This is a genomic window from Laspinema sp. D2d (assembly GCF_025370755.1).
Classification (GTDB): domain Bacteria; phylum Cyanobacteriota; class Cyanobacteriia; order Cyanobacteriales; family Laspinemataceae; genus Laspinema.
In genome coordinates this window covers 39,282-56,405 of sequence record NZ_JAMXFC010000004.1, presented here as the reverse complement: position 1 = coordinate 56,405, position 17,124 = coordinate 39,282, and the positions used below count along the sequence as shown (strand labels likewise).

General features: G+C 46.7%; 17 protein-coding genes. 8 read left to right on the top strand and 9 right to left on the bottom strand.

What is annotated here, in order from left to right; genetic code table 11:
- Window positions 1–84: 84 nt before the first annotated feature.
- The 3 genes from NG796_RS03960 to NG796_RS03950 all read right to left on the bottom strand — a co-directional run bounded on the left by NG796_RS03960 (window position 85) and on the right by NG796_RS03950 (window position 1,679).
- Entirely contained in the window at window positions 85–432 is a 348-nt protein-coding gene (locus NG796_RS03960; protein ID WP_261204613.1) for a hypothetical protein, read from the bottom strand.
- A gap of 106 nt (window positions 433–538) precedes the next feature.
- Window positions 539–1,225: a hypothetical protein gene (locus tag NG796_RS03955; protein ID WP_261204751.1), complete on the bottom strand. Its 687-nt coding sequence runs from the start codon at window positions 1,223–1,225 to the stop codon at window positions 539–541.
- 94 nt (window positions 1,226–1,319) lie between these two features.
- On the bottom strand, window positions 1,320–1,679 hold the full coding sequence (locus NG796_RS03950) for a hypothetical protein (RefSeq protein ID WP_261204612.1): 360 nt from the start codon (window positions 1,677–1,679) through the stop codon (window positions 1,320–1,322).
- Window positions 1,680–1,947: 268 nt separating this feature from the next.
- On the opposite strand from NG796_RS03950, the gene NG796_RS03945 reads away from it, so the two are divergent.
- Together NG796_RS03945 and NG796_RS03940 are read left to right on the top strand one after the other, a co-directional pair.
- Window positions 1,948–2,289 carry a helix-turn-helix domain-containing protein gene (locus NG796_RS03945; protein WP_254566804.1) on the top strand — a complete coding sequence of 114 codons (342 nt, stop codon included), beginning with the start codon at window positions 1,948–1,950 and terminating at the stop codon, window positions 2,287–2,289.
- 2 nt (window positions 2,290–2,291) lie between these two features.
- A complete protein-coding gene (locus NG796_RS03940) occupies window positions 2,292–2,972 on the top strand; it encodes an ImmA/IrrE family metallo-endopeptidase (protein WP_261204611.1) in 681 nt (226 codons plus the stop codon).
- A 74-nt stretch (window positions 2,973–3,046) separates the two neighbouring features.
- On the opposite strand, the gene NG796_RS03935 is transcribed toward NG796_RS03940, so the two are convergent.
- Complete coding sequence (locus NG796_RS03935) at window positions 3,047–3,985, bottom strand: peptidoglycan-binding domain-containing protein (protein WP_261204610.1); 939 nt, start codon at window positions 3,983–3,985, stop codon at window positions 3,047–3,049.
- A gap of 377 nt (window positions 3,986–4,362) precedes the next feature.
- Here NG796_RS03935 and NG796_RS03930 point away from each other — a divergent pair, with 377 nt between their 5' ends.
- From NG796_RS03930 to NG796_RS03905, 6 genes are all read left to right on the top strand, one after another.
- Window positions 4,363–5,397, top strand: a complete 1,035-nt coding sequence (locus tag NG796_RS03930; protein ID WP_261204609.1) for a GUN4 domain-containing protein — start codon at window positions 4,363–4,365, stop codon at window positions 5,395–5,397.
- A gap of 282 nt (window positions 5,398–5,679) precedes the next feature.
- Window positions 5,680–6,957 (top strand): adenosylhomocysteinase, encoded by a 1,278-nt coding sequence (gene ahcY, locus NG796_RS03925; RefSeq protein WP_261204608.1) that lies wholly within the window; start codon window positions 5,680–5,682, stop codon window positions 6,955–6,957.
- A gap of 200 nt (window positions 6,958–7,157) precedes the next feature.
- Window positions 7,158–7,781: an exopolysaccharide biosynthesis protein gene (locus tag NG796_RS03920; RefSeq protein ID WP_261204607.1), complete on the top strand. Its 624-nt coding sequence runs from the start codon at window positions 7,158–7,160 to the stop codon at window positions 7,779–7,781.
- Window positions 7,782–8,387: 606 nt separating this feature from the next.
- Window positions 8,388–8,690, top strand: a complete 303-nt coding sequence (locus NG796_RS03915) for a hypothetical protein (protein WP_261204606.1) — start codon at window positions 8,388–8,390, stop codon at window positions 8,688–8,690.
- A 6-nt stretch (window positions 8,691–8,696) separates the two neighbouring features.
- Window positions 8,697–8,882: a hypothetical protein gene (locus NG796_RS03910; protein ID WP_261204605.1), complete on the top strand. Its 186-nt coding sequence runs from the start codon at window positions 8,697–8,699 to the stop codon at window positions 8,880–8,882.
- A gap of 49 nt (window positions 8,883–8,931) precedes the next feature.
- The gene (locus tag NG796_RS03905) at window positions 8,932–9,918 is read left to right on the top strand and encodes a DNA cytosine methyltransferase (RefSeq protein WP_261204604.1); all 987 of its coding nucleotides are present in this window, start codon (window positions 8,932–8,934) and stop codon (window positions 9,916–9,918) included.
- Between the two features lie 71 nt (window positions 9,919–9,989).
- Here the strand turns inward: NG796_RS03905 and NG796_RS03900 are convergent, their stop codons facing one another.
- The 5 genes from NG796_RS03900 to NG796_RS03880 form a co-directional block, all read right to left on the bottom strand.
- Complete coding sequence (locus tag NG796_RS03900) at window positions 9,990–11,207, bottom strand: ABC transporter permease (RefSeq protein ID WP_261204603.1); 1,218 nt, start codon at window positions 11,205–11,207, stop codon at window positions 9,990–9,992.
- A gap of 133 nt (window positions 11,208–11,340) precedes the next feature.
- Entirely contained in the window at window positions 11,341–13,326 is a 1,986-nt protein-coding gene (locus tag NG796_RS03895; RefSeq protein WP_261204602.1) for an efflux RND transporter periplasmic adaptor subunit, read from the bottom strand.
- A gap of 143 nt (window positions 13,327–13,469) precedes the next feature.
- Complete coding sequence (locus NG796_RS03890; protein WP_261204601.1) at window positions 13,470–13,955, bottom strand: GbsR/MarR family transcriptional regulator; 486 nt, start codon at window positions 13,953–13,955, stop codon at window positions 13,470–13,472.
- A gap of 483 nt (window positions 13,956–14,438) precedes the next feature.
- Window positions 14,439–15,005, bottom strand: a complete 567-nt coding sequence (locus NG796_RS03885) for a hypothetical protein (protein ID WP_261204600.1) — start codon at window positions 15,003–15,005, stop codon at window positions 14,439–14,441.
- A gap of 432 nt (window positions 15,006–15,437) precedes the next feature.
- A complete protein-coding gene (locus NG796_RS03880; protein WP_261204599.1) occupies window positions 15,438–17,000 on the bottom strand; it encodes an ATP-dependent DNA helicase in 1,563 nt (520 codons plus the stop codon).
- Between the last annotated feature and the right edge of the window lie 124 nt (window positions 17,001–17,124).

Genomic DNA, 17,124 nt, shown 5'->3' with positions numbered 1-17,124 from the left:
ATCCTTTAAAAAAAGATTAAATTTCTCAACCTTCCCGGATGAAAACCCGCAGCGGCTAAATGCGGATTTTTTTTTAGTTACCCATTACTCTAGCTGACGGTTGGAGAGAAGCTGGAGAATGGCATTACAGCGATCGCAACGATTGCCTTGCCAACAAAAACACTCGTCTACCACCTGTAAAAGCATCGCTCTCATTTGGCGATTTTGCTTTAATAATGCAGCATAATTCTGCTGAACCGAAGTAACTACTAGATGCAAATGTTGAAAATCTTCGCTGAGGAGTTGTAAATCATTTAACGTATCAGTACGAATCTCCTCAATCGTAGTCAGATTTCCCTTCAACTGATTTTCCCAGACTGACTGGCGGGTGAGTTTGGCAATTTTTTTCATGAATTTATCTAAACCCGGTGAAAGGAGAGATGCTTCATGCATCTCCCCGTTGTTTTATCCGACTCAATAGACTCCTTGCAAATTTCTAAAAAGCCCCCCTTCTTAAGGGGGGTTGGGGGGATCTCTCCCATATTTTGCAACAGTCTAATTAACCATTAGCAAGCGCAGGTTCCCGCATCAAATCATGAGAAACTGCCGCAGGCAATGCCATATCTCCCGAAGTTGGACCCTCCAAATGCGCTGCCATCAAACAAGCAATTTCAGCCGGAGGTAGATTATCCAAACAAATCATTTCCCGAGTTCCTTCCAAGTCAATCATCCGACTCAGATTTTGGGGATCAGACAAGACGATCGCCGCTTGTTCCACCATCTCCCAATTTGACCGTTCAATCCAGTCCCATTTCAGGCTATAATAATTAATCGGTTTAATCACCCCATTCTCATCGGGCTTTTGTCCTGAATGCTTGATGAAATCAGGAACAAATACTCCTTCTGCCGGTTCAACTCCTCGCGCCTGCACCGAAGCAACTAGCCGATTAAAATCACTGAGACTGCGGCCTTTAACATAGGTAACCATCACCACATCATGGGGCAGTTCTCCCCCTTCGGCCACAAACCAAATTTGTCCCCACAAAGTATTTTTAGTCTGCCCCAAACTCCCATAAAACTTACTGAATTTGAGGATAGTCATAGCTAACTTAGATCCATATTCTTCATCTCCAATCGTCCATTTCCCCGCCTGACAATTGTTTTTGGCAGAAATCGGTAACTCAGGAACAACAATGGCATTTTCGGGCTTGGTTCCAAATACGGAAATTGTCGCTTTCTTAGACATGGTTTCTACTCCTGTAGTGTTGTGTAAAGCTGCTGAATTCTCTGGTTTATCTTTAGCCATTTTGAGTAACCTATCCCCCATGAATTGCACGGAATTACCGAATCACTGGACGAGGGGTAACGGGGGCGGAATTGGGATATTTGTAACCCACTTCTTCTCCGGAATGAGACTCAATTTTAGCCGCCTCCGGGTTGGGATATTGTTCTACCCAAGGGTTGCCGTTGGTCCCCCGAACCGACTCCGAGGCGGAGATGCTTTGGGTACTTTGTAAAACTGCCAGCAGATTTTGTAACAGTTCGATATGGGCTGGGGTAAAATGGATCGTGAACCCCGAACCATCGCGGGCATAACCCGGACAGATGAGGGAAGCGGCACCTTGGTCATCATGTTTGGCAATATAGAGCCAGTCCCCGTCTTCAAGCTTATAGTGAGTATCAGTCCAGGTTTTGAGCATCGTTCCTCTCCTGTCTTGTTTGTGTGGCACCCTCCCGTATGGCGCTGTGGATTGGCCCAAACCCGTCTGTTACCCGACCCTGGCTTTTACTAGGTCTAGCGTGTCAGTCGGAAGAAGCTGGGAGCTGCTACTCCACCCCTAGCGCCTGTCTTGTTGAATCATTGTTCAACTAAACCTAGTTTAACGTGGTTTGATTTTTTCGTCAACCTAAAAGTTGATTTTTTTTTCAAAGTCACCTACAATGCAGATGTAGTGGGTATTTAAAGACGTGGAACAGAGTTTTGGTAAACTAATTCGTCAAGCGCGCAAGGACAAGGGATATAGCCAACGGGAGCTTGCCAAGCTTCTGGATGTCGATTTCACATACTTGTCCAAGCTGGAAAACGATCGCGCAGACTATGCACCTAAAGAGGAAGTGATTCGGTCTTTGGCGCGGAATCTGGATTTGGATGAGGAGGAGTCTATCGTCCTCGCCGGTCGTCTTCCGCAACGGTACGAGGATTTTCTCAAGCAAAACTATAAAGCGATGCCTGCATTGCTGCGGCGGATGCGAGAAAATCCTGATTTTGCAGAGAAGGTGTTTCAGCAGGTGGCAAGCGAGGGGGAATAATCTTGAGTATTTTTAAGCCGTATCGCTATTATCGCAAAGAAGCGATTGAGTATCAGGCGAATAATGTACTCAGGCGAATGGCACAGCGCGGGGAGCAATTTGCTCCTTCCTGGCCGTTTGACGTGACTTTGGTTGCGGATTTTTTTGACCTCGGGGTGATATGGGAACGGATTCCACCGGATGAACAAGGGGCGATCGCAGCGAGGATTCTCCCCCTGCAACGCTGTATCGAGATCAATGAAGAGATTCTCGATAAACCCCAGGGATTCCAGGAATCCACCCTAGCGCATGAAATCGGCCATTGGGTGCTTCATATTAATCATGAGGCGACGACGGAAACGGGCGATCGCCTGATCACAGACCTCACCCCAGCAACCGATGAACCCTTTGTCTGTCGCGGGAGTCGGGAAGGGAACAGTCCCCTGAATCATGCCTCGGTGTTAGAGTCTATGGAGTGGCAAGCACAGTATTTTGCGGGTTGCCTACTGATGCCGAAACGGATTTTAGAAGAGAAACGCCAAGGACGGGATTTAACCTATTGGTCTCACTTATACGAAATGCGAGAGGAATTGGGGGTGAGTATCTCTAATTTGGTGAACCGCCTTCAAGATTTAGAGTGGATTTACTTGGATAAAAAAACTCGCAAGCGGGAAATCTATCCCGGAAAGGCACTGGTTTCTTAAATGGGGTTTTGGATGAAAAGCGATCGCAGTTTCCCAGGGTTGGAGGCGATCGCTTTTTGGTTTGAATACAGATTTTAATACAAAGCAACCAAGATACTTTGGGTTTCAGGACCGGCAATGCCATCGGCATGGAGGCGGCGATCGCGTTGTAATTCCATCACTGCTGCCTCGGTGAGTTGTCCATAATAGCCGCTGATTGGTCCTGTATAGTATCCTAAGTTCCGTAAATTTTCTTGAAGAGAAGCTACCCCAGAACCCTGAGAACCCCGACGCAGCGTCTCTGTAGTGAGAGTTACCGGATCTGGTGTTTTTGCAAGTTTTAACCGGGTTTTGGGCCCGGCAACGCCATTGATGGGGATATGGTAATCCTGCTGGACGTGCATTACCGCATCTTCCGTCAATGTGCCATAGTAGCCGGTAACGGGACCTGTGAAGTAACCGGCAGCGATTAATTCTTGCTGTAATTGCGCCACCTGTCCCCCGCGATCGCCTGGTTGCAGCGCACCCCTGCCATAATCATAGAGGGTGCGATCGCCCGTCATCGGATTAGCATTAGTATTCGGTGAAGCAGGACGAGGAGTCTGAGGCCTTTGCCCTTGATAACAACCCATTTGAGCAATTGTTGAGGCATTGATCGCACCATCGCCCACCCCAGCACTTTCTAGTTCCCATTTTAAGACCGCTTGTTCCGTCATCGGTCCATAAAAACCGGAAACGGGTCCGTGAAAATAACCCGTTGCCTTCAGCATCTGCTGAACACAAGTGACGAGGGGCCCACTATCTCCCCGTCCCAGTCCTTGTGGGGGAATCACATAGGAGGCGACTGGCCCTTGTATGAGACTGAAGAGAGAGAGACTCAGGGCGATCGTTAACTGATAACGGTATCCTGGACCCGATAAACGTTGTCCTTTAACCCTTTCCCCTGAGTTCAAGAGTCCCGGTTCGTGAAGCTCTAATCCTTCCAGGACTGATTCGAGGGCCAAAACCGCCTGTAAATATGCTAAATTTTCCATGATAGTTATTCAGGTTAATATCCGTACAAGTTGAAACCGTTATAGACGGTCTCAAAGGGACTTTAAAAGCCTTGTCTAATTCAGGTCTAGGTAAGTTAAGGCAAAATAGCTGGACTTTACCTCAAAACATCCTCAATAATAGGATTAGACCCATTATTGAGTTGTTCTACTATCACTTTAGCCTGATTATCCTGTAGAATCATCCTCTAAGTTGGGAAACTTAACGAGGCTGGATAGGTCTACCCCATCCGGATGGTAGAAAAAACCAAGAAGTCTGTCAGACTTTGGGGGAGGAAAGAAGGAAAATTTAAACTTTGTTAATTTGAATCAATTTAGACCTTATTTTTCAGAGTATGGGATTGAAAATATTTTTGATAGTGGCTTTTACAATCAGTCGATTAATCTCTCCTGGTGCCGGAAAAAAAATTAAGGCAGTCGCCCTAATTTTGGGTTTGAGTTTACAATCCTGTTGGTGGGAACCGAGTCCTAAAGCAGATCCGGGATTTCCGCTCACCTCCACTGCCAATATTAACTATAAACCCTTGCAAGCTTTGCTGAAGAATCAGGAATGGAAAGCCGCCGATCGCGAAACGTTTCAGATTTTATTAAAAATTAGCCAACGAGAACAGGAAGGGTGGTTAAGTCAAGCTGATGTAGAACAACTAGATTGTGAGGATTTGCACAGTTTAGCAAACCTCTGGAATTACTACAGTGATAATCGCTTTGGCTTTATCCGGCAACAACAGATTTGGGAATCAGTCGGTGGCGTTGTCGGAAATTATACCCCAGAAATTGCCGAGAAATTTGGCGATCGCGTGGGTTGGCGGAGGCAGGGTCAGTGGCGGACTTACCAGAAACTTAAGTTCTCTAAATCTGCCCCCGAGGGTCACTTACCTGCGACTACTGGAAATGGGGTAAGTGGTGGGGTTTGGAACGGTGTGGCATCGATTACCCATCGCTTGAAATACTGCCCAATCATTGATGCCTTGCGCCTGAAGCAATGGGTTGAAGCCGACTGGAAAACCTTAGAGGTCCTAGAACCCTATCGAGAAGATACAAGAAGCGCTACAGCTTCTTTATTAATCTCAGAAATTCCCTGTTCTGAACTCCAAGAAATTGATCGACTATGGCGCAAATATTCTAATAATCGCTTTGGTTTCAGTATTCAGACCCCCCTATTAAAAGCAACGGGCAATAAGTCCAAAGAATTAAACTGGGAACATTATGCACAGTTTGAAAGAAGAGTAGGGTGGTCTTCTATCCATCATCAGGAGACTGACTACAATGGGGTAGACCCTCTAACGATTCCTCTAGGACATTTTCCCTATCGCCTTGGCTACAGCTATGCAACATTTGGCTCAGGTTTTAACCGAGATTGGCGACTCTCTTTCAACCCTGATTGTGGGTTTTAGAACATGATTTTTTGTAGGCAAGGGGGGAAACTAAGGGAAGTTCGCCCTGTCATGGATCCTGTGAATCCTGACTCTGAGGGACCCATTGAGATTCCGGCATCCTGCGGGAAAAACTACAATGGTCCACTCCAAAAGACTCCTCACCGGAGGACATAGAAACGCCAGCGGAAGCGCAATTGCAAGATCTCCAGAACAAATCTGGCGATCGGCCTCCCCAGCCTAGGGAACGATAGAGTAAGGTAGATAAGTCATGGCAATTTGTTATTTTTAGGAACCCGTTCAATGACAGCAACCACCACTCAGATCAAACACGAAGTTAAAGACCTTTCTCTGGCTCCTTTAGGCAAACAAAGAATTGAATGGGCAGGACGGGAAATGCCCGTTCTGGGGCTGATCCGCGATCGCTTTGCCAAAGAAAAGCCCTTCGCTGGCATCCGCTTATCTGCCTGCTGCCACGTCACCACCGAAACCGCCCATCTGGCTATTGCGTTAAAAGCCGGTGGTGCAGATGCGGTCCTGATTGCCAGCAACCCCCTAAGCACTCAAGATGACGTTGCCGCGAGTCTAGTGGTGGATTATGGAATTCCCGTTTTCGCTATCAAGGGAGAAGACAGCGCCACCTACAACCGTCACGTTGAAATGGCCCTCGATCACAAACCCAACATCATCATCGATGACGGCAGCGATGTCACCGTCCACCTGGTCCAACATCGTCAAAATCAACTCCCCGATATCATCGGCACCACAGAAGAAACCACCACAGGCATTGTGCGCCTCGCCGCCATGTTCAAAGATGGCGTACTGTCCTTCCCGGCCATGAACGTCAATGATGCCGAAACCAAACATTTCTTTGACAACCGCTATGGAACGGGTCAATCTACCCTTGATGGTATCATCCGCGCCACCAATATTTTACTGGCGGGTAAAACTATCGTCGTAGCTGGATATGGCTGGTGTGGCAAAGGTACCGCCTTACGCGCCCGGGGAATGGGTGCTAACGTCATCGTGACGGAAATCAACGCCGTGCGTGCATTAGAAGCCACGATGGACGGATTCCGCGTGATGCCGATGGAACAAGCCGCATCAGAGGGAGATATCTTTATTACCGTTACGGGGAATAAGCACGTCATTCGCGGTGAACATTTCGCCCAGATGAAAGATGGGGCGATCGTCTGTAACTCCGGTCACTTCGACATCGAAATCGACCTCAAAGCCCTAGGAGCAGAAGCCTCAGAAGTTCGCACCGTGCGTCCGTTTACCCAACAATATCACCTCAAGTCTGGCAAATCCGTCATCGTCCTGGGAGAAGGGCGCTTGATTAACTTGGCAGCAGCGGAAGGACACCCCAGCGCAGTGATGGATATGAGCTTTGCCAACCAAGCAATGGCTTGCGAATATTTAGTCAAAAATAAAGGCAAGTTGCAACCCGGTTTACACTCCATTCCGGTTGAAGTAGACCAGGAAATTGCTCGTCTGAAACTCGAAGCAATGGGAATCAATATGGATACCCTCACTTCTGCTCAAGTAGAATACATGAATTCTTGGACCTCTGGCACTTAAAATTATCGGGTTGTCTTCTTTGAGGAAGGACAAGATATAAATTTCTGCCAAAATTCTGAAGAGACACCTCCCCTAACCCCCCCTTGCCAAAGGGGGGACTAGAAAGACAGGAACAATCCTTCTTCCTGCTCTTCCGATTCTCCCCATCTCCCCCATCTCCCCTCCCCCATTTCCCTCATCTCACCTTTCACCTAAACCCTGTGGCTCGACTTTCTGTTGAATTGCATCGCTATTTTTTTGACGAAGAACGTTCCGAAGGCGTAATTTTAGCGGATATTATCCTCTTGGCTGGAGAACGCATTTTTGGATTTTTGTTTGTCTTCTTGTCGTTACCTTCAGCCTTGCCCGTACCGGCTCCTGGATACTCGACTCCATTTGGAATTGTTATTTTTATCCTAGCGGTTCAGTTGATTGCTGGCGCTCAACGTCCTTGGATGCCGAATAAGGTTATGAATCACCCGATCGCCTTATCGAAGGTCCAAGGCATTTTAAAAGCTGGGATTCCCTGGTTGGAAAAAATTGAGTTGCTGTCTCGTCCCCGCTTGACCTATATCTGCAAAAGTTTACCGGGTCGAGTGGTCATTGGCAGTGCGATCGCCCTGATGGCAATTTCGATGATGATTCCCATCCCAGGGACCAATACCTTACCAGCAATGGGTATTTTCGTGACTGGCTTTGGCTTACTGGATGATGATGGAGCCATTACCCTGGGTGGGTTAGTGGTTTGTGTGATGGGATTTATTCTCTCAACCTCTATTTTGATGGCTCTTTGGTTCGGCGGTTCTAGCTTGCTGGACCTCATCCAAAATTGGCTGGCTCAGTAACTCGGTTTGATTCAAAAGCAGTCTCCCCTTTAGAAAATGCCTGCTTTGACTCCCAGGATTTAACACGTGATTTTTACGGGAAAGGGAGGGACACCGCTTAAGCGATGTCCCTCCCTTATTTTTATAGGCCGTAAGTCTATTTACTTATTTACTGAAATTTAGGATCAATACTGCCTTGTTAACTGGGATATTTTGAACTCAATAAGAATTTATACTTAAGCAGAATTACTTAATTGAGGGGCAACTTTTGTTGCTATTTTCTCCCAAACCCTCCTAACCTTAATAATTTTTCCAGATTATTACTAACTCAGTCTTGTTAGAATCCCTAAAACAACCCTGGGGTAATACTTCTGGCGATAAAATGGCTGCGTTAATCCACATTAACCCAAACACTAATTCGGTCCGTCAACGGCTCAAACCCTTAATTTCCTTGAGTTTTGGGGCTTGGGATTCACCATTTACACCTACCCAGAGATAGATTCAACAGGGTGATTTAGGAAGAATTTTATTTTTCTGTCAAGTTTGTAACAATTTTTGTATTTTTTAGCAAACCTTGACCAAAAAAGGTTAGTCTAAATAAAAATACAAAGATATAAGGAGAAATTTATGGTTGCTGTAACAATTGGATTTGATAAGGACCTAGAACAAGAAGAAGCGGTAGTTTTTCACCCGGGACAGCAGGTACAGTTCAAGGACCGACCCGGCGTCATCGATACCATTGCAGCCTACGATCCCATGATGGTCCCCCCGATTTGGTTAGAAAATGACCCCCAACCGCGATATCCTGAAGAGTTAAGAATTGTAAAGCAAATGGCCCTAAGCATGGGTTCAGTGCGGGTATCCGCCAACTCGAATGTGCGGTATGTAGATTTTTGGGGACACCTCCGAGTAATTAGTAAAAGCTCTTAAAATCCTGTGATTATAAAAATAAACAAGCGATCGCTACTCAAAACAAAAGAGCGATCGCTTTTAGTTTATAGACAAAGTGTGAATCAGATAAACACCCAAGACACTCCCAAAGGCAACAACCGGATCCAGTTTCGTAGCTTGTTTCGCCGCATCCAACAGCGTCCCACTCCCACACTCCTGCAATTTCTATAGGTTATATTCTATAATTGTTAAAACTCCATTTAATTCAATTTTAAAATTAGTGACTGATTCAATTAAATTTATTGACTTATTTGCTGGAATTGGAGGATTCCGTCTTGCCTTTGAAAAAGCAGGCTATCATTGTGTTTACTCTTGTGAAATTAATGACGCTTGCCAGAAAGTTTATTATCAAAATTTTGGGGAGTTACCGGAAAAAGATATTACGACTTTAGATATTAAAAACATCCCAAATCACGATGTGCTAACAGCGGGTTTCCCTTGTCAGCCTTTTAGTATATCTGGAAAACGAAATGGGTTTAAGGATACGCGAGGAACCCTATTTTTTCACTTATGCAAAATCATTGAAATAAAAAAACCTCAAGTGATTGTCTTGGAAAATGTTAAGCACCTCCTTCATCTTGACCAAGGCAAAGTATTAGATACAATTCTTTATTCCTTAGAAGATTTAGGTTATTGCGTTACTTATAGTTTATTGAATGCTAAAGATTTCAATTTACCCCAAAATCGAGAGCGGGTTATTATTATTGGTACTTTAAATCAAAAGTTTAATTTTGATTTAATCTCGAAACAATTTTCTCCCCCTAGCCTTGAAGTATATTTAGATAAACAAGGACATTTTGAGTATTTGAAGCCGGATGAATACACGTTAATCGAACATCCTAAACCCCAAACTTCAGGCTTAATTTTTGTCGGGTATCGTAATAAAAATATCTGGAAAACCGGAATTAGGCCCAATACAGAACATCTATCCAGAGTTCATAGACAACCTAATCGCATTTATTCCGTGAAAGGGGTTCATCCAACCTTACCCTCCCAGGAAACATCAGGCCGATTTTTTATTTACATTCCTGAAGAAAATGCGGTGCGGAAATTAACCCTAAATGAGTGTTATCGAATTATGGGATTTCCCGATAACTTCAAAAAACATCCTAGTATCGGAGAATGCTATAAACAGATTGGTAATTCAGTTTGCATTCCGATGATTCAGGAATTAGCTGTTCAAATTAAACAGCAAAATCTATTATAAGAAGAGCAAAGATTAAAATTCCAACTGTCCAACTCGTAGCAGGATAGGAGTTCTCACCGCTCTAGGTTTTATTAAGCACCGCGCAAGGCGACAATCGGATCAAGTTGAGCGGCTTTTTTAGCGGGAATCACTCCAAAGAATAACCCCGTTGCCCCAGATACGCCGGTTGCTAAGGCGATCGCCATCGTAGAAACGCCCGCATCAAAGGGGGTTAAACTCCCAATCAGCAGAATTCCACTTACCCCGACAAAAATTCCCACCAAACCCCCAGCAACGGATAAAATCACCGCTTCAATCACAAACTGCATTAAAATATCCTGCTGAGATGCCCCGATCGCCTTTCTCAATCCAATTTCCTTTGTGCGTTCCGTCACTGAAACTAACATAATATTCATAATCCCAATCCCCCCAACAAACAGGGAAATACTAGCAACCGCTGCTAACAACAACGTTAACGCCCCCGTAATTGCCCCCATTGTTGCCTGTAAATCCTTCTGATTGCGCACCGTAAAATCATCTTCATCAATAATCTGATGTCGCAGTCGCAGCAAATTCTCAATTTGGAACTGTGCCGCCCTCATGCTCTCCTCATTCTGCACCGACACGGAAATAAAATTAATTCTCGTCCCATAGGGTGACGTATTCCCCGTAATTCGATTCGCCATCGTCGTTAACGGTACCAACACTACATCATCTTGGTTCTGTCCAAATGTAGAACCCTTGGGTTGCATCACGCCGATCACCGAAAATGATACATTTTTAATGCGGATTTGTTTCCCAATCGGGTCAGTATTTCCAAACAAAGTTTCTGCAACATCTGCACCTAATGCGACTACCTGTTCATTGCGTTTTAAATCCAAGTTCGTAATAAATCGACCTTGAGCCACATCAAAACTCCGGACGGTCAAAAACTCCGGCGTCACGCCAACAACCGTTGTGGATTGATTGGTATTGCCGTAGGTAACGCGCTGCATCCCAGTGATTTGCGGCGATACTTCCTTTACCAAGGTAACTTGAGAGGCGATCGCCTCCGCATCAGCTAACACCAATGTCTGAGGAGAACTTACCGGACGAGTTTGAGCCTTGGGACTTCCCGGCACAATAAATAACAAATTCGTCCCCAAAGATTCCACCTGCTGACCCACAAAATTTTGAGCACCCTCACCCATCCCAATCGTCGCAATCACCGACGCATTGCCAATAATAATCCCTAGCATCGTTAGACCACTTCGCATTTTATTGGCAACTAGGGTTTTTGATGCCATTTTTACGCTTTCTAAGAAGTTCATGTTTTTTTTGAGTGTGAGGATAGGGAGGATGGGGAGAATTGGGGAGATGGGGAGAATGGGGGAGATATACTTCGTGACCTAGGGCTTAAATGGCTAATGCACAGTTTAGGTCTTTACTATGAGACAATCCCCTTTAATTTAAAATATCCTCCAACTTTTGCCCTTCTGGAAGACCAATAAACACGCGATCGCCTGGATTCAAACCCTCCAAAATTTGAATTTGATTCCCCAAGGTTGGTCCAATCGTCACCGGACGAAATTCCGCCTTACCTTCTGCATCAGGAATCAACACCCCGGTTTCCCCTCGGTTGGTGACGATCGCCACCGTCGGAACTACTAAAGCATTATCCAATTGCTCCCCTAAAAATGTCACATCTACATTCATCCCCGATTGCAACGTCTCCATCCCAGATTCCAAATCGACCCGCACCTCAAACAGCGTTACATCCTGTTGCCGAATCGCTTCTGGGGCAATTAAATTCACCTTTCCTTGAAATCGTTCATCGGGATAGGCATCCGCCCGAATCTCCACCTGTTGACCCGAGCGAATTCGGCTGATATCCGCTTCCGGGACTTGAGCTAAAATTTCTAACCCTCTTGCCAGGGCCACAATCGAGGTCGATGTCGCACTTCCCGCACTGGATGCCGCTGTGGTTGGGGCGACAAATGAGCCTTCTGTAGCATATCGCTGGGTAATTTGTCCCGCGAAGGGGGCGCGAATGATGGTATCTTCTACTTGCACTTCTACGGCTTTGAGTTGCGCTTCGGCTTCGCGCACTTCCGCCTCCACTCGTAGGAGTTCTTCAGGTCTAGCACCGCTTTCTTGTACCGATAAGGCTTGTCGCGCTTCAGCAACTTCAGCTTCGGCGCGGGTGATTTCTTCCGGGCGAGCACCGATTTCTTGGATTTCCACTCCTTGACGCGCTTCCGCAACTTCCGCTTCAGCGCGGGTGATTTCTTCCGGGCGAGCACCGATTTCTTGGATTTCCAATCCTTGGCGCGCTTCCGCAACTTCCGCTTCGGCGCGGGTTATTTCTTCCGGGCGAGCACCACTGGCTTGCAGTTCAAGGGCTTGACGCGCTTCGGTGACTTGGGCTTCAGCTTCGATAATCGCTTCTTCCCGAGCCCGAATCAGTTGTTCTAACCGTTGCTGCGATCGCTCTAAACTGGTTTGTGCCCGACGATTTTCTGTGACGACTTCATCAAAGCGATCGCGAGAAATTGCCCCTTCATCGACCAATTCTTGATTCCGGCGCACTCGTTCTGCCGTCAGAGACAAGGTAGCCTCCGCTTCTTCAATTTGAGTTTGAGCTTGAGCAATCTCATCTTGCCGACTCCCGGAACGCAGTGCATCTAACCGCGCTTGCGCTTGAGTCAATCTGGCACGGGCTTGACCCACTTCCTGGGAGCGATTTCCGGCGCGCAGTTGGGCGAGTTGGGCTTCCGCTTGCGCCAGTCGCGCCCGCGCTTGAGCGACTTCCTGGGAACGATTTCCGGCACGCAGTTGGTCGAGTCGGGCTTCCGCTTGCGCCAGTCTCGCCCTTGCTTGGAGAATCTCCTGGGGCCGATTTCCGGCCCGCAGTTGGTCGAGTCGCGCTTCAGCTTGCGCCAGTCTCGCCCGCGCTTGAGCGACTTCCTGGGGTCGATTTCCGGCGCGCAGTTGAGCGAGTCGGGCTTGAGCTTGTTCTACTCGTGCCATTGCTTGGAGTCTTTGGGCTTCTACGTCCTGACTTTCCATGCGGGCAATGATGGCACCTGCTTCTACTTGGTCCCCTTGTTCGACATATAATTGAGCAATCCGGCCTGTGGTTTTGGGGGAAAGGTTGACACTCTGAATGGGTCTGACTGTGCCACTGGCTTGGATGCGGACGGTTAAGGTTTGGGTGTCTACGGGGACCGTAATTTCGGCGATCGCATCGGTGCGCGGTTGGGCGTTTTGGTAGGTTTTATAGGCGAAGATGCCGACGCCTAATAATCCAGCGGCGATCGCTGCGATAATTACCCGTTTGTACCGCCGTTTCCCTTCCGGTTTAATATCCGGTTTGGGAGAAGGTAGGGGCGGCTTTTTATGGTTATTTTCAGAGTCGGTAACTTGCTCTACACGAGATGGCCGTTGCATTGGGGTTCTCCTATTTCCCGATGGAGAGGTGCCGGGATTCATGATGTTTTTAAAAAATTTAGGCTCACAGATTGACCGAGGATTATGGGGGATTCAGATGGCGATCGCATCGTTAGCGCGGGTTCAATTTAGACTAAATTGACTCACCCACCCTGGCGTTCACGTTCCCAGCGTTGGCTCAACCGAGGCAGTTCCCCTTCAAAAAACGCGTGAAAATCTCGCATTTCTTCCAGTCGTTGCCGACGTTGGTCCGGTTCTCCTTCCAGTAACCCCAGTCCCCGTTCAGCTATCTCTCGAATCGCTTTAATTTGGGCGGTTTTTTGTTGAATTAATTCGGTCCAGGCATCCAACTTGATACAAAAATAATCGCGGCGATCGCCCGGTAAACTAACGCGATCGACAATCCCCGCTTGAATCAACAACCGAGACATCGTACTGATCGACCCTTTAGAAGCCTGTAACGCTTCCGCCAGTTCGCTGAGGGACTGATGCGGAGGGTCTGCAATCAACAACCACCCGAGAATTCGCCCCGCCATCCTCGGCATTCCACTCAGTTCAAACAACAGCCCCACTTCTTCCACAAAGCGCCTCAGTTCAAACTGTTGCACCTCTTTATCGACTCTGGACATATTTGCCCCAGATGAATTGCTTTATTCACAATTGTAGCAAAGTTTGAACCGTTTAGTAAACACTGAACAAAATGAATCGGTCACCCAGGAGCGGAAATCACTCGGTAGGGGCCATTCGGGAATGGCCTCCACTCTAAATCAGGGAGAGGTAAGAAAAAACTTGATAAAATTTCTGATAACGGCTCAATTTTCTACAGTTTAGGAGTCCCCCAACTCTGTATAGAACCTCAAATTATAGAAAGGATTAAACAGATGCCGAACCTAGAGTGAATCAGGATAGACGATGATTTACATAACGACTTGATAAAAGTTTGAACATTATCCGTATCCTATTAACAGCCATTTTTATCAAAATGTCAGCAAAATTAGCTATAGCTGGCCATCTGCCTTATTTAAGCACCGGCTTTGATTATAGAATTCAATTATTTTTAAAGAGGTAGATTTAATGATTAAACCTCTTAAAGTTTTACACGGCGGCGATGTTTAGGCAAACCCTTTTAAGTAGCGCATAATATATTTTTGTCCCTTTTCAATATAAAAAGGCGAAAAAAGCTCTTCATAATCTTGTTTCACTAATGCCATAGCTCGGTGCATCCGTTCATGTCCAAAAACAATAAATTGTGCGGTTGAAGTGGCGTGAAATTCGAGTCTTGCGCCTTTGACGTTATTTTTAAACGCATTTTGGTAAAGCGATCGCGCCGCATGAAGAAATGTTTTTTCTGCTTCATCAAATTCAATTTTTCCTTCACTGGGAAAATATAATTCTGTGCGCTTCATAAACCCTATAACTACGTTCATACATTCCTGAGTCTGCTCCATCGACAAGCATTCTTTATCGCCGCGACGAAACCCCCATTGAGTGCAACCATTAGTCACTTCTAATGCCCGGATTTTGCTAAATTTATCTAGGGTTTGCTCAGAAAATTTTTCGAGTTCTTCAGTATGCTCTTCCATAATCTTCTGAAAAAGTGGCAAATCTTTTTGAAAGTATTCTTGTAACTCTTCAATCTCGGCCAGCTTGTCCCAGTAAATTGTTCGTTGTATTTTCATATTCCAAACTTGAATAATTCACGGATATCGGAAGGTTTGAAATTAGGGTAAAACAAAATCAAAGTTCCACATCTGTTCTCCTCACTTTTCGAGAGAACGCCTGGAAATCAAGGGATAAGTAGAAGTCCCCACTTCAAAACAGACTTTTTTAGTTCCTCCTACTTTTTAACACCATGCCAGTGATGTCAACTGATACCAAATCAGGTTAATAAAAGTCGGTTTTCGTATAAAAGCGCACAGGCGGGCTATCAAAAAACGACTTTTATCAACCGAATTCCGTATTATATCCTTTTCTACCAGAGGTCGGCTGTTACTGACAACACCAATTTCCTACCTTCGATGGGGAGAAACGGCTTACCCCAAAGCTTGAAAGCCTGCTATCACATTAGCCTGCAACTCGTCGTTTTGGATATTTTATTGTTTGGAATTCCTTTAATTCACAAAGGAAGTGGCATCTAAATAGTCAATGCGGGCGAGGGGACTGAGGGCGGATAAGACTTGAGTGCCATAGCTGCGGTAAAGGACGCGACTATCGAGGAGGGCGACAATGCCTTGGCGTTGACGAACGGGCGCGATCGCCCGTTGGAGTTCTCGCAGGGCAGTCGGTAATAGATACAATCTAAACCAGTCTTGCCGTTCGCGTTTGTAGTGAGCAACACGACCCGCAACTAAGGGATTTTCTAAAGAGGGAATGGGTAAGGTGGCGATCGCCAGCAATTTGGGTGGAGGTAATGTACCTTGATGTTCTCGCCAAAATTCCCAACCCGTAATTAAAATACTCGGTTCATCAATTGGAGTCTTTTCTACCTGCACCCGAGACCCAAACTCTGCGGCCAAAATTGACCCTAAGCGGGGTTTGAGGGGGACATCTCCTACCAGAATCACAATTGGTCCGGTAGTGGTTGCCGCGATACAAAGTAGGGTTCGGAGTTGTTCTAATAATGCTGCTTCAAACTGAGGAGTATTCGGCATGGGAATCCCCTCGGGTAAATAAAGTTGAATCATCTCATTTTGGCGATCGGGAGAGAATTTCAGGGTTGTGACATCTCCTAATCCCAATTGTTGGCGATAAATAGGCGCTGAGGTTTCTAAATCTAATGCCCCCCCAATCAACACGATGGGCTGTTGGTCCCAAATGGGCCCGAGGGCAGAGGCTACTTCCACTGGGGTTGCAGAGAGAGTAAATTGGCCCAATTTTCGGTCAATGGCGGCCCAAAGGAGGCGATTGCCGCTGTGAAACTGCTGCCAAAAGTGCATCCAGCGATCGGGCAGTTCTGGGGGATTACTAGGTAGGGTGGGAGTGCAGTTGCGCTGTTGTAAGGTGTGATAGAGACCCTGTAAGATTTCTTCTTCCTCCGACTCCAGCATTGAACATCCGTAGGGGTTGGCGGGATGTTGGAACAAGGCGCGAGTCAGTTGTACCCTGGCATCGCGAATCATCGCGGCACAATCAGGACGGGAAACCATGAGTTGATTCCAGTCCCAGGATTGTAGGGTGATGCTGAGTTGTTCACTGGCCCAGGATTCTAGGTCGTCAGCGCCATCAATAATGGTGGGAATTCCTGGGGGGATTTTGGTGCGATCGCCCAGAACATCTTCTAACCACAATCTCGGGGAAATAATCAGCAATCCTTGAAAATCCGCACCGGGCCACCGCCAACCGCCCGAAGCCCCATCGGTGACGGTGCGAATGGTCTTATTGGTTTCAATCCACTGCTGCATCTGGGGGATTTCCACCAACAGTAATCGTTGTTGAATTGCTTCTGGGGCGACTAAAATCGCCGGTCCGGGCCAAATTAGGATCGGAGTCAAGTAACTGAGGCGATGTCCGCCATGAGCACCGACGGAAGGGATGCCGGTTTGAATTAGCGCACTACGACCCACCCGAAACGCACGGGCCACTAACCGCGCCATCGACAAATGATGCGGCCAATAGGGCTCACCCTGCGATCGCAGGAATGCTCTGAGTTGCTGGTGGACTTCTAATTCAATCACAACAAGACCATATCGGATCGAGATTAAAGATGTAATTGGGAGAGATGGGGAGGGTGGGGGAGATGGGGGAGATGGGGGGGATGGGGGAGATGGGGGAGATGGGGGGGATATGGGAGAGGAAACG

What these genes read in the sequence shown, in the direction of transcription:
- NG796_RS03885 (WP_261204600.1), bottom strand. Translation starts at nt 15,005, where the DNA reads ATGAAAATACAACGAACAATTTACTGGGACAAGCTGGCCGAGATTGAA.
- NG796_RS03950 (WP_261204612.1), bottom strand. Translation starts at nt 1,679, where the DNA reads ATGCTCAAAACCTGGACTGATACTCACTATAAGCTTGAAGACGGGGAC.
- NG796_RS03955 (WP_261204751.1), bottom strand. Translation starts at nt 1,225, where the DNA reads ATGTCTAAGAAAGCGACAATTTCCGTATTTGGAACCAAGCCCGAAAAT.
- NG796_RS03895 (WP_261204602.1), bottom strand. Translation starts at nt 13,326, where the DNA reads ATGCAACGGCCATCTCGTGTAGAGCAAGTTACCGACTCTGAAAATAAC.
- NG796_RS03900 (WP_261204603.1), bottom strand. Translation starts at nt 11,207, where the DNA reads ATGAACTTCTTAGAAAGCGTAAAAATGGCATCAAAAACCCTAGTTGCC.
- NG796_RS03915 (WP_261204606.1), top strand. Translation starts at nt 8,388, where the DNA reads ATGGTTGCTGTAACAATTGGATTTGATAAGGACCTAGAACAAGAAGAA.
- NG796_RS03935 (WP_261204610.1), bottom strand. Translation starts at nt 3,985, where the DNA reads ATGGAAAATTTAGCATATTTACAGGCGGTTTTGGCCCTCGAATCAGTC.
- NG796_RS03960 (WP_261204613.1), bottom strand. Translation starts at nt 432, where the DNA reads ATGCATGAAGCATCTCTCCTTTCACCGGGTTTAGATAAATTCATGAAA.
- ahcY (WP_261204608.1), top strand. Translation starts at nt 5,680, where the DNA reads ATGACAGCAACCACCACTCAGATCAAACACGAAGTTAAAGACCTTTCT.
- NG796_RS03890 (WP_261204601.1), bottom strand. Translation starts at nt 13,955, where the DNA reads ATGTCCAGAGTCGATAAAGAGGTGCAACAGTTTGAACTGAGGCGCTTT.